Origin of the sequence: Nonomuraea sp. B12E4 (assembly GCF_039871825.1) — a bacterium.
Classification (GTDB): Bacteria; Actinomycetota; Actinomycetes; order Streptosporangiales; family Streptosporangiaceae; genus Nonomuraea.
In genome coordinates this window covers 1-17,676 of sequence record NZ_JBDPME010000031.1, presented here as the reverse complement: position 1 = coordinate 17,676, position 17,676 = coordinate 1, and the positions used below count along the sequence as shown (strand labels likewise).

The 17,676-nt window shown below is 69.4% G+C and carries 13 protein-coding genes; 7 read left to right on the top strand and 6 right to left on the bottom strand.

Annotation, left to right across the window (positions count from 1 at the left end; all coding sequences use genetic code 11):
- Positions 1-58 precede the first annotated feature (58 nt).
- Positions 59-1,708, bottom strand: a complete 1,650-nt coding sequence (locus ABGB18_RS41225; protein ID WP_347701122.1) for a phospholipid carrier-dependent glycosyltransferase — start codon at positions 1,706-1,708, stop codon at positions 59-61.
- Between the two features lie 77 nt (positions 1,709-1,785).
- Here ABGB18_RS41225 and rsmI point away from each other — a divergent pair, with 77 nt between their 5' ends.
- Together rsmI and ABGB18_RS41215 are read left to right on the top strand one after the other, a co-directional pair.
- Positions 1,786-2,634 (top strand): 16S rRNA (cytidine(1402)-2'-O)-methyltransferase, encoded by an 849-nt coding sequence (gene rsmI / locus ABGB18_RS41220; protein WP_347701121.1) that lies wholly within the window; start codon positions 1,786-1,788, stop codon positions 2,632-2,634.
- A 52-nt stretch (positions 2,635-2,686) separates the two neighbouring features.
- Positions 2,687-4,237, top strand: coding sequence for a phospholipid carrier-dependent glycosyltransferase (locus ABGB18_RS41215; protein ID WP_347701120.1), 1,551 nt, complete (start codon positions 2,687-2,689; stop codon positions 4,235-4,237).
- Here ABGB18_RS41215 and ABGB18_RS41210 read toward each other — a convergent pair.
- A complete protein-coding gene (locus tag ABGB18_RS41210; RefSeq protein WP_347701119.1) occupies positions 4,167-5,720 on the bottom strand; it encodes a hypothetical protein in 1,554 nt (517 codons plus the stop codon). The genes ABGB18_RS41215 and ABGB18_RS41210 overlap by 71 nt on opposite strands.
- A 99-nt stretch (positions 5,721-5,819) precedes the next feature.
- Here ABGB18_RS41210 and ABGB18_RS41205 point away from each other — a divergent pair, with 99 nt between their 5' ends.
- The 4 genes from ABGB18_RS41205 (at position 5,820) to ABGB18_RS41190 (ending at position 11,172) form a co-directional block, all read left to right on the top strand.
- Positions 5,820-7,040, top strand: coding sequence for a glycosyltransferase family 2 protein (locus ABGB18_RS41205; protein ID WP_347701118.1), 1,221 nt, complete (start codon positions 5,820-5,822; stop codon positions 7,038-7,040).
- Between the two features lie 453 nt (positions 7,041-7,493).
- A complete protein-coding gene (gene metG, locus ABGB18_RS41200; RefSeq protein WP_347701117.1) occupies positions 7,494-9,278 on the top strand; it encodes a methionine--tRNA ligase in 1,785 nt (594 codons plus the stop codon).
- A 4-nt stretch (positions 9,279-9,282) separates the two neighbouring features.
- On the top strand, positions 9,283-10,158 hold the full coding sequence (locus ABGB18_RS41195; protein ID WP_347701116.1) for a TatD family hydrolase: 876 nt from the start codon (positions 9,283-9,285) through the stop codon (positions 10,156-10,158).
- Between the two features lie 84 nt (positions 10,159-10,242).
- A complete protein-coding gene (locus tag ABGB18_RS41190; RefSeq protein WP_347701115.1) occupies positions 10,243-11,172 on the top strand; it encodes a ubiquitin-like domain-containing protein in 930 nt (309 codons plus the stop codon).
- 135 nt (positions 11,173-11,307) lie between these two features.
- Here the strand turns inward: ABGB18_RS41190 and ABGB18_RS41185 are convergent, their stop codons facing one another.
- Positions 11,308-12,504 carry a hypothetical protein gene (locus tag ABGB18_RS41185; protein WP_347701114.1) on the bottom strand — a complete coding sequence of 399 codons (1,197 nt, stop codon included), beginning with the start codon at positions 12,502-12,504 and terminating at the stop codon, positions 11,308-11,310.
- On the bottom strand, positions 12,501-14,534 hold the full coding sequence (locus tag ABGB18_RS41180) for a protein kinase (RefSeq protein WP_347701113.1): 2,034 nt from the start codon (positions 14,532-14,534) through the stop codon (positions 12,501-12,503). The genes ABGB18_RS41185 and ABGB18_RS41180 overlap by 4 nt, the downstream gene beginning before the upstream one ends.
- A gap of 46 nt (positions 14,535-14,580) precedes the next feature.
- On the opposite strand from ABGB18_RS41180, the gene rsmA reads away from it, so the two are divergent.
- Positions 14,581-15,441 carry a 16S rRNA (adenine(1518)-N(6)/adenine(1519)-N(6))-dimethyltransferase RsmA gene (gene rsmA, locus ABGB18_RS41175; protein WP_347701112.1) on the top strand — a complete coding sequence of 287 codons (861 nt, stop codon included), beginning with the start codon at positions 14,581-14,583 and terminating at the stop codon, positions 15,439-15,441.
- A gap of 128 nt (positions 15,442-15,569) precedes the next feature.
- On the opposite strand, the gene ABGB18_RS41170 is transcribed toward rsmA, so the two are convergent.
- Positions 15,570-16,472, bottom strand: coding sequence for a 4-(cytidine 5'-diphospho)-2-C-methyl-D-erythritol kinase (locus ABGB18_RS41170; protein WP_347701111.1), 903 nt, complete (start codon positions 16,470-16,472; stop codon positions 15,570-15,572).
- Between the two features lie 371 nt (positions 16,473-16,843).
- Positions 16,844-17,404 carry an NlpC/P60 family protein gene (locus ABGB18_RS41165; protein ID WP_347701110.1) on the bottom strand — a complete coding sequence of 187 codons (561 nt, stop codon included), beginning with the start codon at positions 17,402-17,404 and terminating at the stop codon, positions 16,844-16,846.
- Between the last annotated feature and the right edge of the window lie 272 nt (positions 17,405-17,676).

Below are 17,676 nucleotides of genomic sequence, written 5' to 3'. Positions count from 1 at the left end.
ATTGGGTCTTGCACTGCGACTACCCTAAGAGAGCACTATTGCGGGGGCGATAACGGGGTCATATCCACCGTTTCTCGAAGAGCATGCGGGCCTTCCACTCGGTGTAGGGGATGAGGTCGGCGGACAAGATCGGGTGCAGCCACCAGAAGTTGATCAGCGCCAGCAGGGCGAAGGCCCCGACGACGGCGGCTCCGATGGTACGTCGTACCGGCACGGTGCCAGATGCCGTCGGCGTGGCCGGTCCGATCAGCATCCCGGCGCACAGCGTGATGGCCAGCACCATGAACGGCACCATCGGAATGGCGTAGAACAGGAACATCGTACGGTTGTCGGCGATGGCGAAGTAGAACCACGGCAGCCAGCCCATGGCGTAGGCGACCACCACGGCCGCGGCCCGCCAGTCGCGGGTGGAGAAGTACCACGTGATCAGGGCCACCAGCGCCGCCACCGCGCCGAACCAGATCACCGGCGTGCCCACCCCCAGCACGGCCTCCGAGCAGTCCTTGACGCCGCAGGTGTTCTGTCTGCCCTCGTAGTAGAAGGCGACCGGGCGCAACAGCAGCGGCCACTGCCAGGGCTCGGACATGTAGGGATGGGAGGCGGTCAGATCGCTGTGGAAGCTGTAGACCTGCCACTGGTATTTGATCCACGACCGCATCGAGTCGAAGATGAAGAACGGTATGGACGAGGTGGCCTGGTCCCAGTTGCGCCCATAGCCGGCGGCGGTGACGAACCAGCCCGTCCAGGTGGCCATGTACGCGAAGAACGGCACGATCGCGAACGCCACGAACCCCTGCGGCACGTCCTTGTTGAACGCCCCCACGTACGGGCGCCGCAACCCCACCGCCCGCCGGGCGCCGAAGTCCCACAGCAGCGACATGACGGCGAACGCGACCGCGAACGCCAGTCCCGACCACTTGACCGCCATCGCCATGGCCAGGCAGACCCCGGCGCCGATGCGCCACCACCTGATCCCCAGCGACGGCCCGAAGGAGGACACCGGCGAGCTCTCGTACCAGCTCACCAGCCGCTCCCTGGCCTGGTCACGATCGACCACCAGGCACGCGAACGCGGCCAGCACCCAGAACATCAGGAAGATGTCCAGCAGCGCCGTGCGCGACAGCACGTAGTGCAGCCCGTCGAGGGCCAGCAGCAGGCCCGCGAAGCAGCCGAGCAGCGTCGAGCGGGTCATCCGGCGCGCCACCCTGGCCAGGATGAGGATCGACAGCGTGCCGATGAGCGCCGCGGCGAAGCGCCAGCCGAACGGGGTCATCCCGAACAGCCACTCGCCCGCCGCGATCATCCACTTGCCCAGCGGCGGGTGCACCACATAGGAGGCGCAGTCGGACGATTGCGGGCAGTGCTTGAAGATGTCCAGGTTTCCGGCGATCAGACGCTGGTCGGCGACGGGATTCTTGGCGTCGCCGAGCATGATCCGCTCGACGCCGTATCGCAGCAGCGAGTAGGCGTCCTTGACGTAGTAGGTCTCGTCGAACACCACGGCCTTGGGATGACCGAGGTTGATGAACCGCAGGACGCCGCCGAAGACGGTGACCAGCAGCGGGCCGATCCACCCCCACAGCACGCTGCCGCGCATGGGAGGGACGACCCGTTCGCGCACGGACCGGGTGCGAGGCTCGGTCGGAGGCCGGTCGTCGCCGGCCTCCAGGGTCTCGTGGCCCTGGTACGGGGAATCGGTCACCGCCATTCGGACATCGTACGGGCCCCAAGCCGCGACGAACGCAGAAACACGGCCTATTTGGGATGCCCTGCCACAATGGTCAGGTGACTGGGTACGGCAAGTTGGTGCTGGCAGGGGCCCCCATCGGCCAGGCAGGCGACGTCTCACCACGGCTGCGCGAGGTGCTCGGGAGCGCCGACGTCGTGGCCGCGGAGGACACCAGGCGGCTGCGCAGGCTCGCCGGCGAGCTGGGTGTGGAGATCGCCGGCCGGGTGGTGTCCTACTACGACCAGAACGAGGCGGGCCGCGCCCAGGAACTGATCGAGGCGCTCAAGGACGGCCGCACGGTCGTGGTGATCACGGATGCGGGCATGCCGGGCGTCTCCGACCCCGGCTACCGCCTGACACGGCTCGCGGTCGAGGAGGGCGTCACGGTCACCGCGCTGCCCGGGCCGAGCGCCGTCACCACCGCCCTGGCCGTGTCGGGCCTGGCCAGTGACCGGTTCTGCTTCGAGGGGTTCCCGCCGCGCAAGCCCGGCGACCGGGCCCGCCGCCTGGCCGCCCTGGCGGGGGAGGAGCGAACCATGGTCTTCTTCGAGGCCCCGCACCGGCTGGAGAGCTCCCTGGCGGCGATGGCGGCGGCCTTCGGGCCCGACCGGCCGGCCGCCGTGTGCCGCGAGCTGACCAAGACATACGAGGAGGTGCGCCGGGGCGGCCTGGGCGAGCTGACCGAGTGGGCCGCCGCCGGCGTCAAGGGCGAGATCACGATCGTGGTGGCCGGCCACGTGGCCGATGCGGCCGGGCAGGACCTCGACGCGCTCGTCGCGGAGGTGGACCGCCGGGTCGCCGAGGGCGAGCAGCGCAAGCTCGCCATCGCCGACGTGGCCAAGCGGGCCGGGGTGCCCAAGCGCGAGCTCTATGACCTGTTTCACAGGAGATCCGCGACCCCATAGGGTGCGCATGGTGAGGAACTGGGGGGTTTCAGCGCGAGGGCTTGTGCCACCCATGCAGGAGGGTCCGCTGTGGGGCTGGCTCTGGCCGCTGCTGGTGGCGCTGTTCGGCGGCATCCTGCGCTTCGTCCGATTAGGAGAGCCCCGGGCCGTCGTCTTCGACGAGACGTACTACGTCAAGGACGCCTACTCGCTGCTGAAACACGGCGTCGAGCGGACCATGCTCGGCGACGCCTCGAACCCCGTCGCCGACCAGCGCCTCATGGCCGGCAACCTGGACATCTTCCGGGACTGCCCGCAGCCCGCCGACTGCGCCTCCTTCGTCGCCCACCCGCCGCTGGGCAAGTGGATGATCGCGGTGGGCGAGTGGCTGTTCGGGATGAACCCGTTCGGCTGGCGCTTCGCCGCTGCCCTGGTGGGCACGCTGTCCATCCTGATCATGGCCAGGGTGGCGCGCCGGATGACCCGCTCCACGCTGCTCGGCTGCCTGGGCGGGCTGCTGCTGGCGCTGGACGGGCTGCACCTGGTGTTGTCGCGGACGGCGCTGCTGGACATCTTCCTGATGTTCTGGGTGCTGGCCGGGTTCGCGTGCCTCGTGGCCGACCGGGACTGGGCACGGCGGCGGCTCGTGGACTGGTACGAGAGCTCGCCGCTCACCCCGCGCGGCCCGGGGCTCGGCGCCAGGCCGTGGCGGCTCGCCGCGGGGGTCTGCCTGGGGGCCGCGTGCGCGGTGAAGTGGTCGGGGATCTTCTTCCTGATCGCGTTCGCGGTCCTGAGCGTCATGTGGGACATGGGAGCCCGGCGCGCCCTGGGCTTACGCGAGCCCTACCGGGGGGCGTGGGCGTACGACGTGCCCCGAGGGCTGGTCGAGATGGCGCTGACGCCGGCGGTGACGTTCGCGGCGACGTGGACCGGCTGGTTCGCCGGCGCCGGCGGGTGGGGGCGCGACTGGGACCAGGCGACCTCGTCGGGGCCGTGGTTCTTCGTGGCCGACTCGGTGCGGTCGTGGGTGGACTACCAGACACAGGTCCTCGGCTATCACAGCAACCTGCACGAATATCACCAGTACATGTCCGAGCCCTGGCACTGGCCGCTGCTGCTGCGGGCGATCCCCTTCCACCACAAGGCGGACCTGCCGCCGTCGGCGTGCGGGGCCGACCAGTGCGCGCAGGCGGTGCTCGGGGTCGGCACCCCGGCACTCTGGTACGGCGCCGTGCTCGCCCTGATCGGGCTCATCGCCTGGTACGTGAGCTCCCGCGACTGGCGGGCCGGGGCGACCCTGCTGGCGTTCGCGGCGGGCTGGCTGCCCTGGTTCTACTACGCCCTGGCCGACGACCGCACGATGTACCTGTTCTACATGATCCCCGTGGTGCCGTTCATGGTGCTGGCGACCGTGCTGGTGGCGGGGCAGATCCTGGGCAGGCAGGACGCGCCCCCGGGCCGGCGGGCGGTCGGGGCGGCGGGCGTGGGGGCGTACGCGCTCATCGTGCTGATCAACTTCTGGTGGCTCTATCCGGTGCTGTCCGCCGAGACGATCACACAGGCAGAGTGGTGGGCGCGGGTTTTGCTCCGCGCCTGGGTGACCGCCGTCCCGAGCCCCTCCTGACCCCGCGGCGCAGCGTGATCGCCGCCGCGATGCAGGCCAGCGGCACGGCCGGCAACACGTAGCGGTAGTCGAACTCGGCCGTCGCCGCCGGGGCCAGCAGCAGCCCGACCGCGCCCAGCCACGGCAGCACCACCGGGCCGCCGAACTTGCGCCAGCGGACCGCGACGCCGTACAGGCCGATCAGCAGGATGCCGCCGAGCATGATGCCGCGCAGGTAGAACACCTTCTGGTAGCCGCTCATGATGTCGGCCCACGGGTGCACGATCCGGGTCTCCGGCGGGCCCTGCTCGTAGCTGAACGCGTCGGTGTCGGTCCGGCCGCCCGCGTAGGAGGCCCACTTCGGCAGCCGCTTGGGCTGGCCGTTCTCGTCCATCTCGACGTACGGCTTGAACTGGTACATGTTGTAGGTGGACTCGTCCGGGAAGCGGGGCCGGGCCCAGTGGAACGAGCGGAGGAAGTCGCGAGCCACCACCGCCAGGTAGTCGCCGGGCTGCGACAGGATCGCCCGGGTGGCGAACGCGCTGGCCGCGTCGTTGGTGATCTCGCTCCACTTCTTGTTGGTGCCCCACCGGTGCAGCACCTCGCCGGTGCCCGTGCCGTCGCCGTTGCCCTGGCCCCACAGATACCACTGCGCGTAGTCCTTGCGCTGGTTGACCGGGTCGTTGATGCACAGCAGGAGGAGCTGGACCTCCTTGTACTTGTCGATGTCCATCTTGTTGCAGTCGGCGAAGATGGCCGTGCGCATGTACAGGATGAGGCCGTCGCTGTTGGTCATCGCGAACTTCCCGTTGGCGGCGGCGAACCACCCCATGTAGGCCATGACGGGGATCGCGCAGGCGGTGATGACGGCCGTGACCGGGCGCCAGCCCGTGCGCTTGACCAGCAGGTAGAGCACCACGAGGGCGAGGATCGGCAGGCCGATCGAGCGGGTCAGCCAGGTCAGCGCCAGCAGCAGGCCGATGACCGCGCCCGACTTCCATGACAGCCGCCGCTTCCACAACACCAGGCTGATCGAGCCCACCACGAGCAGCATGAACTGGGTGTCGGACATCACGAGCTGTTCGAGCTGGATCTGGTAGGCGTCGAACAGCACCGGCGCCGCCGCCAGCGTGGCGCCCCACTTGGGCAGCCGGAACTTGATCCGCAGCAGCGCGTAGATCAGGGCGGCCGTGGCCAGGCCCATCAGGTGCTGTGTCAAGGTCACCAGGGCGAAGCTGTGGAACGGCTTGAGCAACATCAGCCAGGCGCTGTAGCCGTCCGGCCGGATCGGGTGCGGCCGCGGGTGCAGCGCCACCGAGACGTACTCGTAGGAGTCGTTGAACCACATGGCCGGGCCGTAGCCGAGCATGGTGATGAGCCGCAGCACGGCGCCGACGCCGAAGGCCGCGGCGAACACCCGATGCCTGCGCAACATGGACAGCGCACGGGCTGCCCAGCCAGGGGCGGAGTGGTCCACAGGGGTAATCTCCGCGACGCTCACCATGCTGTAAAGAATGCCAGTCGTTTTTCGGTCTTGACCCGAGCACACTCGGGCACAGGGCATGATGGTGCACTGGAAGAGCCTTAACTGAAGGGTAGACACGTGGAACTGACGGTGGTCATGCCCTGCCTCAACGAGGCGGAGACCGTGGAAGTCTGTGTGCGCAAGGCACTGGCGTGCATGGAGGAGCACGGCATCGAGGGCGAGGTCCTGATCGCCGACAACGGCAGCACGGACGGCTCGCAGCAGCTGGCCCGCGATGCCGGAGCTCGCGTGGTCCACGTGGACGAAAAGGGATACGGCAACGCCCTCATGGGCGGGATCCGGGCTGCGCGCGGCAAATACGTCATGATGGGCGACGCCGACGACTCCTACGACTTCACCGCGCTGCTGCCCTTCGTCGAGCAGCTTCGCGACGGTGCCGACCTGGTGATGGGCAACCGCTTCAAGGGCGGCATCGCCCCGGGCGCCATGCCGCCGCTGCACCGCTATCTGGGCAACCCGGTGCTGTCGTTCATCGGGCGGCTGTTCTTCCCCTCGGCGATCGGCGACTTCCACTGCGGGCTGCGCGGCTTCCGGCGCGACTCGATCCTGCGGCTGCAACTGCAGACGGGCGGCATGGAGTTCGCCTCGGAGATGGTGGTCCGCTCCACGCTGTCGGGCCTCGACGTGCGCGAGGTCCCCACCACCCTCTCGCCCGATGGCCGCTCCCGCCCGCCGCACCTGCGCTCCTGGCGCGACGGCTGGCGCCACCTGCGCTTCCTGCTCCTCTACAGCCCGAAGTGGCTGTTCTTCTACCCCGGCGTGCTGATGATGGCGCTGGGGCTGATCGCGGGCACCGCGCTGACGTTCGGGCCGGTGGAGATCGGCGAGCTGGCCTTCGACGTCGACACCCTGGTCGGGTCGTCGGCGCTGATGGTGATCGGCTTCCAGGCGGCCTTGTTCGCACTCTTCACCAAGGTCTATGCGGCCGAGGAGGGCTTCCTACCGGAGTCGCCACGCATCCGCCGCATCATCGACATCGTGACCCTGGAGAAGGGCCTGGTGGTCGGCGGCCTGCTGGCCCTGGCCGGTGTGGTCGGCCTGGTGATGTCGCTGGTCCACTGGCAGGTGCGCAGCTTCGGTGAGCTCAACCCGCGTGAGTCCCTGCGCATCGTCGTCCCGTCGGCCACGGCGCTGGTGATGAGCTTCCAGACGATCTTCGCCTCCTTGTTCATCAGCATCCTCGGCATCCGCCGCACCCGCGAAAGCTCCATCGACGTCGCCGCCAAGGCGGCCGAAGAGGCAGCAGTGGCAGTTTCTCTGGAAGAGTCCAAGCGCTGATTTTCTGGTACGCGTTGCCATGGTCTGCCACCCGCCGCACCTTGGCTGATGGCCCTCCAGGAAACGCTTTCTGACCCTTCAGTGGCGCGCCACCGTTACGGCGCATCCTGGACCGGGCTCCGTGGCCCGTCCTGGGCGCCGTCCGCCTGCGCCGGGTCCCACCGCACAACGCCCCGCCGACGCGGCGCCCAGTTGGCGGGGCGCCGCGCGGCGGCGCTCCGCCGTCGCGACCGCCCCGGCGAGATGACCACCCGTCGCCGTGACCACGCCGCGCGTGTCCGCCACCCCGGGTGTGTCTGCCACCCCGCGAGGTACCGCACCCGCGAGGTACCGCACCCGCGTGTTTACCGTGCCCGTGTGTTCGCCACCCCGTGTGTGGGTTGGGGTCCTGTTCGTGCGGTAAAAAATCGGGGGCGGGCTTTTGCGGCGGGGGGCGCGGATAGGCTTGGGTGCATGTCCCAGCACATCTTGACCGCCGTCGCGTGGCCGTACGCTAACGGCCCCCGCCACATCGGGCACGTCTCTGGATTCGGCGTGCCGTCCGACGTCTTCAGCCGCTACCAGCGGATGGCGGGCAACAAGGTGCTGATGGTCTCCGGCACCGACGAGCACGGCACTCCGATCCAGGTGCAGGCCGACAAGGAGGGCGTGACCGCCAGGGAGTTGGCCGACCGTTACAACCGGGTGATCGCCGAGGACCTCACCGGGCTGGGCCTCTCCTACGACCTGTTCACCAGGACCACGACGAAAAACCACTACGCCGTCACGCAGGAGATCTTCAAGGGCCTCCACGCCAACGGCTACATCTTCCCCAAGACCACGATGGGCGCGATCTCGCCCTCCACCGGCCGGACACTGCCCGACCGCTACATCGAGGGCACCTGCCCCATCTGCGGCTACGACGGCGCCCGCGGCGACCAGTGTGACAACTGTGGCAACCAGCTCGACCCGATCCAGCTCATCAACCCGAAGAGCCGCATCAACGGCGAGAAGCCGACGTTCGTCGAGACCGAGCACTTCATGCTCGACCTGCCCGCCTTCGCCGGCGTGCTGGGCTCCTACCTGCAGTCCAAGCAGGGCGAGTGGCGGCCCAACGTGCTGAAGTTCGCGCTCAACCTGCTCGGCGACCTGCAGCCGCGGGCGATCAGCCGTGACCTCGACTGGGGCGTGCCGATCCCGCTCGACGGCTGGCGCGACCAGCCCAACAAGCGGCTCTACGTCTGGTTCGACGCGGTGATCGGCTACCTGTCGGCCTCGGTGGAGTGGGCCAGGCGCTCGGGCGACCCGGACGCGTGGCGGCAGTGGTGGCAGAATCCCGACGCCCGCGGCTACTACTTCATGGGCAAGGACAACATCGTCTTCCACGCCGAGATCTGGCCCGCGATGCTGTTCGGCTACAACGGCCAGGGTGACCGCGGCGGCACGCCGGGCTCGCTGGGCGCGCTGCAGGTGCCCTCGGAGGTGGTCTCGAGCGAGTTCCTGACGATGGAGGGCCGGAAGTTCTCCTCCTCCCGCCAGGTCGTCATCTACGTGCGTGACTTCCTCGAGCGCTACGACGCCGACGCACTGCGCTACCACATCGCCGTGGCCGGTCCGGAAAACCAGGACACCGACTTCACCTGGCAGGAGTTCGTCAACCGCAACAACGGCGAGCTGGTCGCGGCCTGGGGCAACCTGGTCAACCGGTCGATCTCGATGGCGGCGAAGAACTTCGGGGCGGTGCCCGAGCCCGGCGACCTGACCGACGCCGACCGGGCCCTGCTGGAGCGCTCGCGCAAGGCGTTCGCGCCGGTGGGTGCGGAGCTCGGCAGGTCGCGGTTCAAAAACGCGATCACCGAGGCGTTCGACGTGGTCCGCGAGGCCAACAAATACCTGGCCGAGCAGGAGCCGTGGAAGCTCAAGGACGACCCGGCCCGGCAGAAGTCGATCCTGCACGTCGCGCTGCAGGTGGTCGACGACGCCAAGACGATGCTCACCCCGTTCCTGCCCAGCTCCGCCAACAAGGTCCACGCCATGCTGGGCGGCGAGGGCGTGTGGTCGGGCATGCCGGCGATCAGCGAGGTCGACGAGGACGGCGGCAACCCCTACCCGGTGATCACCGGCGACTACGAGAGCGGGGCGGCCCGGTGGGAGCACCGGCCGATCCAGCCGGGCACGCCGCTCGCGCCGCCCGTGCCGCTGTTCAAGAAGCTCGATCCCAAGGTCGTGGACGAGGAACTGGCCCGGCTGGGCGGGTGACGGCGTGAGCAAGTCCGCAGCCGGCGGTAACGCGCTGCCCGCCGCGCCGGAGCCGCTGTCCCGGCCCGTGTTCGACAGTCACTGCCACCTCGACATCATGGTCGGCAACCGGCAGGCCTCCTCAGGCGATCCGGTGGCGCAGGCCGCGCAGGCGGCGGCGGCCAGCGTGCGCGGCATCCTGGAGGATGCCCGCGCCGTCGGCGTGACCAGGCTGGTCACGATCGGCTACGACCTGGCGTCCTCCCGGTGGAACGCGGACGTGGCGGCCGAGCAGGAGGGCGTCTACGCCGGGGTGGCCATCCATCCCAACGAGGCCCACGAGTCCACCTCCGAGGTGCTGGCCGAGATCGAGGCGCTGGCGGGGCGGCCGGAAGTGCGGGCCGTGGGGGAGACGGGGCTCGACTACTACCGCGACTGGGCGAGCAAGGACGACCAGCACGCGAGCTTCCGCGCGCACATCGAGATCGCCAAGCGCACCGGCAAGGCGCTGGTCATCCACGACCGCGAGGCCCACGACGACGTGCTGAAGGTGCTGGCCGAGGTAGGTGCGCCGGAGAAGGTGGTCTTCCACAGCTTCTCCGGCGACGCCGAGATGGCGAAAAAGTGCGTCGATGCCGGATATTTCATGTCCTTCTCCGGTCCCGTCACGTACAAGAACGCCGCCTATCTCCGCGCCGCCGCCGAGGTCGCGCCCAAGGAGTTGATGCTGGTCGAGACCGACGCGCCCTACCTGCCGCCGGTCCCGCACCGAGGCAAGCCCAACGCCCCCTACCTGATCCCGCTCACCCTGCGCTGCCTGGCCGAGGTCAAGAATTTGCAGCCGGACGAGTTGTGCGAGGCGATCAGCGCCAACGGAGTCACGGTCTTCGGCGCGTGGTGACCATCTTTTGGTGAACCGGTGGCTGCGGCGCTCTCGTCGCCGCTAGCGTTCGGGCGGTCGCAGCCCGTTACCGGAGGTGGTTTCGTGCGAGGCAAGAGACGTGCGCCGCGGCCGCCGATCCCCTGGCGGTCCCGATGGACCCCCGTGGTGTGCTTGGCGGGGGTGGTGGCCCTCGGCACGGTCGCGGCGGTGTCGTTCCTGATCAAACAGGTTGTGGTGGTCGTCGACGGCGAGCCGCGTACGGTGCGCAGCTTCGCGGGCACCGTACGCGGGGTGCTCGGCGACGCCGGGGTGTCGCTGAGGGCCGGCGACATCGTACGCCCGAGCGCGCAGGTGGCCGTCGCCGACGGCGCCACGATCGAGGTGCGCCGGGCGCGCCCGCTCATCCTGACCCTGGACGGCCGTACTTCCCGGCACCTGGTCACCGCCACGAACGTCGCCGACGCCCTGGCCGAGCTCGAGGTCGTCCCGGCGCCGGGCAAGCTGTCCGCCCTGCCCGGCGACGCGGTGCCGCTGGAGGGCATGTCGCTGACGGTCCACACGCGGCGGGAGGTGCACGTCGTCGCCGGGACGACTCGGTTCACCTCGCGTACGACCGCCCGCACGGTACGGCAGGTGCTCAGGCAGAAGCGCATCCCGCTGGACCGCGGCTACCAGGTGTCCCCGCCGCTGACCAGCTTCCCGGAGGACGGCACGGTCATCACGATCACGCCGCCGCACACGATGCCGGTCGAGCCGGAGATCACGCGCCTCAACTGGCGGGCGCTGGCGGAGTGCGAGTCGCACGGCGACCCGCAGGCCTACAACCCGGACGGTCCGTACTACGGCATGTACCAGTTCAGCCTGCCCATGTGGGAGGTCGTGGGCGGCATGGGGCTGCCGAGCGCCTGGCCGGAGGGGGAGCAGACCTACCGGGCCCAACTCCTGTACCAGACGGTGGAGGGGAGGTGGCAGGGACAGTGGCCGAACTGCGGCCACCACCTGTTCGACCGAACCGCCCTGGCCGCCTCCTGAACCATCCCACCCATCCGCCACCTCGGAACGGCCCGTGCACGCGCGCCCGCTCGGAGCGGCCCCTGTGCGCCCGTCCGGAACGGCCCGTGCACGCGCGCCCGCCCGAAACGGGCCTTGGCGGGACACCGCCGGGCGTCAGCCCGACACCGCCGCCCCGAAGTCGGCGCCCTGGGCCGGTTGTAGCGGCTGGAGGGCGTCGGAGTTGCGGGCCACGACCGCGACCCGCCCGTACGGGCGCGCGTCCGGCTGCCCCACGAAGAGCTTGCTGCCACTGAAGGCCACCGACCACCCGAGCAGCCCGTCGGCCGCGGCCAACCGGCGATCCTCCTCGGCGTTCTTCCAGGAGACGATCCGGACACCGCCGCCGTAGGGCGCGCCGATGGCCAGCCTGCCGTCCGCCGAGGCGGCCATCGAGAACCCGAACGCGTCCTTGCCCGCCTGTGTCACCGTCCTGACGGGTTTCCTGGCGGAGTTGAGGAGCTGCACGTATCCGGGGCCAGGCGCACTCACCGCGTATCCGGAGCCCTCGGCGTACGCCACCGCGTAGCCGTACCGGTCGCCGCCGGCGTTGGTCGGCGAGTCCAGTTTCAAGGACGTGAGCTCAGGTGCCAGCACGTCGTCGATGAAGACCACCGAGCCCGAGTTGATCTTGCCGGCCTCGACCTGGCGGCCCGCGCCGTCGTCGTTCTCGTACGGCACGCCGGCGACCATCCCGTTCCCCGGGCCGAAGGCCATCGACCAGCCGAACTGGTCGCCCGCCTCGCTGTTGCCCCGTATCTCGACGGTCTCCTGGCTGATCCGGCGTAACGGGGCGGTGCCCTTGCGCACGTACATGGCGCCCACGTCCAGCAGCGATCCCTCGTCCTCGTACGGCGCGCCGATCGCCACCAGGTCACCCCGTGCCGCGATCGACCAGCCGAAATGCGCGAATCGTTGCGGCTGGGCGGCGGTCAGGCGCTGGGGAGGCGTGGCCCCGCCGCCGTAGACCACGTAGGCGGCCCCGGCGTCCTCGGCCTCGTTCACGTCTGCGTACGGGGCACCGATCACGAGGTCGGCGCAGGCGTCGCCGTCGACCTTGGCCAGCCGTACGGACCAGCCGAAGCCATCACCACCGGCCAGGCCGGGAACGGTGACGGCGATGACCTTGTCGCCGGACACCACGCTCACCGACCCCTTCCGGTCGTCCGCGTACGGGTCGCCCACGGCCACGTCGTCCACGCCGTCGCCGTCGAAGTCGGACGTTCCACCGCAGACCGCTGCGGAGGCCGTGGTGGACATCAGCGGGGCGCCCGTAGCGATCAGGAGCGCCATGAGAGCGGATCGGATGATCACAGCGTCACCTCGATCTGCTGCCCGTTCTCGAGCATGGTCGCCGTCAGCTTCACGGGCCTGCGGTACATGGCCAGGTCGAACACGAACGCGCTGTCCACCCGCCCACCCGGCAGGATGGCCGGGGGCAGGGTGACGGGGGCCGGGTCGTGTTCGCCGCCCTGGTCGTCGACCATGGTCACCACGGGCTGGATCAGCAGTGCCCGCTCGCCACCCGGATTGATCATGGTCCACCGGATCACGCAGAGCTGTCCCCGGGTCGCGGTCTTGCCCTCGTACTCCCTGAGCCCGCACTCGGGCGTCGTCGCCACGATCGCGATCGGATCGTCGAAGTTCGCGCCCAGCGCGAACCTGCGGCCCACGTCGTTGGGCCCGGCGGTGGCGGCGGCCTGGGTGGCGTTGGCCCGGGTGGTGGCCGTCTCGCGGGCGGAGGTGACGATCAGCACGGCCGACGTCACGACAATGGCCAGAACGGCGGCCACGGCGGCCAGCAGCCACCGGGTGCCCGCGGTTCGCGTACCGCCGATGGTGTCGGACTCGTTGCCGGGTGGAGCGGACTGGCCGGTCTGCTCACCCGGCTGGGTGTTCGCACCTGACAAGGGTCCTTGCCGGAATCGGGCGGGTTGCTCCCCGGGGCGGGCCTCCTCGGGGGCACGGGCGCGCCGCAACAGTCCGCGCGCCCGGCCCTGCTCCTGGAGCGGACTCTGGACCTCCCACCGGGCCAGCTCTTCCTTGGCCGCCTGCTCTTCCCTCCTGGCCAGCTCCTCGACCGAGGGGCCCTGCGGGGCCGGGTCGGCACTCGCCTCACCTGGCGAACTCGGCGAGGTGGCCGCCTTGCCGAACGAGCCCGGCAAACTAGGCCCCCGGCCAGCAGACCCTGGCAAACTTGGTCCTCGTTCCGCGGACCCCGGCAAACTGGGCCCTCGTTCAGTAGACCCCGGCGAGCTGGGCGCCCGGTCAGCGGAGCCGGGAGCTCTTCCGAACGAACCGGGCAAACTGGGCGCCCGGCCACCGGAACCCGGGGAACCCGGAGCCCGTCCGGTCGCCTCGCTCGGCGGGGGAGTCGTGAACGCGGCCGTGATGTCCGGCTCGTCCACCACGTTCTGCGGTGGCTGCCAGCCATAGTCGCTGAGCATCTCCGTTGCCACCAGGGTGGGCGGATCGGCGGGCATGGACGCCGCCGGGGCACTGCCCCCCACCAGGGCGATCAGCAACTCCTGCGCGGTCGGCCGCACGTGCGGCTCCATCGCCGTGGCCCGCCGTACGAGCTCGTTGAGCGGGGATGGCAGGGTGCCCAGCTCGGGTGGGGTGTTCAGGACGCGGGAGGCCAGCGTGATGGGGTCGCCCCGCCCGAACGGGTGACGGCCGTTGCCCGAGTACGCCACCAGGCAACCCCAGGCGAAGATGTCGGCCGCCGGGCTGACGGCCTGGCCGCGTACCTGCTCGGGGGCCCACCAGCCGGGGCTCCCCAGCAATTCACCGGAGAGCGTGAACCCGGTCTCCCTGTCGAGCGCCCTGGCGATCCCGAAGTCGATCACCCGAGGTCCGGACAGCGAGAGGATCACGTTCGCCGGTTTGAGATCCCGGTGCACGAGCCCGGCCACATGGATCGCCGCCAGCGCCGCCGCGACTCCCAGCGCGACGCCGTGCAGCGGCCCGGGCTCCAGGGCCCCGTACTGTCCTATCTGATCCGACAGTGGGGTGCCCGCGATGTACTCGGTGACCATATATGGCCGTCCGTCGCCGGTGTTGCCGTTGTCCAGCACCTGAGCCGTACAGAACGAGGCCACCCTGCGCGCGTTCTCGACCTCCGCATGGAACCTGGCCGCGAACCCCTCCTGGTTGGCGAACTCCGCCTTCACCACTTTGAGCGCGACGAATCGCCCTGTCGGTGCCCGTGCGAGAAAGACGGTCCCCATCCCGCCCTCACCGAGCCGTCCGAGCAGCCGGTACGGCCCGATCTCCCGCAAGTCCGTCGGGCGAAGTGGTGCGGCGCCCGTTGGCTCCATGAGGGACGTCCCTTCCTGTTCCACGCCATCCTCTCCTTTGGTCTCCCCGTACGCCATCGCAGGTTCTTCGATGCGGGAGACTGGTTGGATGATGAGGCTGATGGGCCCTGCAGAAATACGTATTTTGGCGGATAACCTGGATCTGCGTCCGACAAAAAAGCTGGGCCAGAACTTTGTGATCGACGCCGGCACCGTCCGGCGCATCGTCCGGGTGGCCGACCTGTCACCGGACGACGTGGTCATCGAGGTCGGGCCTGGTCTGGGCTCTCTCACCCTGGCCCTGCTGCCGTCAGCCGCACACGTGATAGCGGTCGAGATCGATCCGGTGCTGGCGACCCAATTGCCCGTTACGGTCGCTGACCGAAACGGCGCGGACAACCTGACGGTGATCAACGCCGACGCCATGAAGATCACCCCTGACGACCTGTCCGGTTTCACCCCCACGGCCCTGGTCGCCAACCTCCCCTACAACGTGGCCGTCCCGGTGCTCCTCCACCTCCTGGAGGCCCTCCCGTCATTGCGCAAGGGCCTGGTCATGGTCCAGTCCGAGGTGGCCGACCGTCTCGCCGCCACCCCCGGCTCCAAGATCTACGGAATCCCGTCGGTCAAGGCCGCCTGGTACGCGGACGTACGCCGAGCGGGTCCGGTGGGCCGTACCGTCTTCTGGCCCGTCCCCAACGTGGACTCCGGTCTGGTCTCCCTGGTCCGCCGCGATCCCCCCGCCACCACGGCCTCCCGCACGGAGGTCTTCGCCGTGGTGGACGCCGCCTTCGCGCAACGCCGCAAAACCCTCCGGGCGGCGCTCGCATCCTGGGCGGGCACCGCCACCCTGGCGGAGACCGCACTACGCGAGGCAGGCGTGAACCCTTCGGCCCGGGGCGAAGAGCTCGACATCATGTCCTTCGCCCGCATCGCCGAACACAAGCCCTGACCACCTCGTCCACGCCTGGCGGACGCATCCCTCAGGCCGGCGACAGCCCTCCTCCCTCATCAGGCCAAGAAGCCAACCGTCACCTCCTCCGGCCACGGCCCTCCGGTGAGGTGGGGGTTGGGCTGGGGTTAGAGGACGGTGGCGCCTTGGACGGGGCCGTGGGCGGCGACGGCGGTGTGGGCGGCGCCCGTGGTGGTCAGACTGAGGGCCAGATCGCGGGCGTGGGTGGCGTCGATGGCGAGGAAGGCGCAGGTGGGTCCGGAGCCGGAGACGATCGCGCCCAGGGCCCCGTGCTGCCGGCCCGCGTCCAGGGTAGGCGCGAGTTCGGGGCGGAGGTTGAGGGCCGCGGCCTGGAGGTCGTTGCTGAGGTGTGCGCCCAGGGAGTAGGCGTCGCCGGTGCCCAGGGCCTCCATCAGCGTGTCGTCCAGTTGCGGCCAGGGGATCTCGGCGCCCGAGGCCTCTCTGAGCCGGTCGCACTCGGCGTACACGCTGGCCGTGGACAGGCCGCCGTTCGCCAACGCGAACACCCAGTGGAAGGTGCCGCCGGTGGGCAGCTCGCTCAACTGCTCACCTCGGCCGGTGCCGACCGCTGTGCCGCCCAGCAGTGAGAACGGCACATCGCTGCCGAGATCGCCCGCGATCTCCATGAGATCTTCGAACGGCAGCCCCAAGCCCCACAACTCGTTGCACGCCACCAGCGCACCGGCAGCGTCCGCACTGCCACCCGCCATCCCACCCGCCACGGGGATGTCCTTCTGGATGACCAGGTCGGCGCCGTAGGTGCGCCCCGCATGCTTGGCGAGCGCGCGGGCGGCCCGGATGGCCAGGTTGGTGTCGTCGACCGGCACCTGGTCGGACCACTTCCCGTTCACCGACACGGTGATCGACTCGGACTCCTTCGCCACCACCTCATCGAAGATCGACACTGCGTGGAAGACGTTGACCAGGTCGTGGTAGCCATCTTCCCGGAGCGGGCCGACAGAAAGCTGCACGTTGACCTTCGCAGGCACACGTACGGTCACCGAACTCATCGATCTTCTGCCACTCTCATCACTTGCCGGGGTCAAGGACACTCGATGTTATCCGGGCGCGCGGCCCTGACATGCGGTTCTTGGAATATGAGCCCAGGGATCGCTTGCCCGGCAACACACAGAGTCAGGTAAATAGTCATTTGTCCGCGTCCTGATTGATAACAAAGAGTGATCAAGAGTAGGTATCTCGCGGCCGGCATGTCGTCTCACGCCTGGCCCCGCCTCAGCCTGGCCCCGCCTCAGCTTGGCCCCGCCTCACGCCTGGCCCCGCCGTACGTGCCGGCCTCCCCTGTGCCAGTGCTCGTGTCCGTACGGCGAGTTGGGGGGTTCTACGTCTGGTGGGATGGATGTGAGTGACGGCGTGTGCGTGATCAGCCAGGGCGTACGGCGCCGCGGAAGTTGGCGCGGAAGTAGGTCGAGTTGAGGAAGTTGGTCTTTTTCACCACGTCACCGGTCTTGGGGGCGTGGATCATGAGTTTGCCGCCCAGGTACAAGGCCACGTGGGTGGGGTCGCCCGTGCCGCCGCCGAAGAAGAGCAGGTCGCCTATGCGGCGGGCGGTCAGCGGGACTCTGCGGCCCTGGCGGAATTGGGCACCTGTGTAATGACTCAGCCGGATGCCTGCTTTGGACCAGGCATAGAGGGTCAGGCCGCTGCAGTCGAAGCCTCTGGTGCGTGCTCCCCTGCCGATGCCGATGGTCGGGCCCTTCGTGGAGCCGCCGCCCCAGGAGAAGGAGACGCCTAGCTGGTCGAGGGCGGCGGAGGCGGCGATGTGGCCCTTCGTGAGGCGCTCGCCTTTGACGATGCGCTTCAGGGTTTCGGCCGGTAGCGGGACGGCTTGGGCGGGCATGGGGAACGCCGCTGCCAGGGCGGTGAAGAGCCCTGCGAATAGTCTTCCGTTGAAGATGCGCCAAAGTAGGGTGAAGCGAATCATGGTTGCCTCCTGCGCCCTGAGGGTTGCCGTAGGGGTCGGGGAAGCCAGGATCGTTCGGTGGGGGGAGGCGGCATCGGGCCGAGCGCAGTTCTGTGGATGAGTGGAGCCGGTCAGAGGTGAGGTTGTGGATACCGGAGATCGCCGGGGTTAGCGTCCACGGGAGTGGTGTACGGGTGATCTTCCCTCTGGTGTGACGGGAGAGATCCATGTGACAAGTGACGGCCACTTCGTAATCCTTCGATTTGCACATTCAGACACGAAGGGGACGAAGT

Bases quoted from the DNA above. Each gene is read 5' to 3' on its own strand.
- ABGB18_RS41225 (WP_347701122.1), bottom strand. From the start codon at position 1,708: ATGGCGGTGACCGATTCCCCGTACCAGGGCCACGAGACCCTGGAGGCC.
- ABGB18_RS41215 (WP_347701120.1), top strand. From the start codon at position 2,687: ATGCAGGAGGGTCCGCTGTGGGGCTGGCTCTGGCCGCTGCTGGTGGCG.
- ABGB18_RS41210 (WP_347701119.1), bottom strand. From the start codon at position 5,720: ATGGTGAGCGTCGCGGAGATTACCCCTGTGGACCACTCCGCCCCTGGC.
- metG (WP_347701117.1), top strand. From the start codon at position 7,494: ATGTCCCAGCACATCTTGACCGCCGTCGCGTGGCCGTACGCTAACGGC.
- rsmA (WP_347701112.1), top strand. From the start codon at position 14,581: ATGCGGGAGACTGGTTGGATGATGAGGCTGATGGGCCCTGCAGAAATA.
- ABGB18_RS41170 (WP_347701111.1), bottom strand. From the start codon at position 16,472: ATGAGTTCGGTGACCGTACGTGTGCCTGCGAAGGTCAACGTGCAGCTT.
- ABGB18_RS41165 (WP_347701110.1), bottom strand. From the start codon at position 17,404: ATGATTCGCTTCACCCTACTTTGGCGCATCTTCAACGGAAGACTATTC.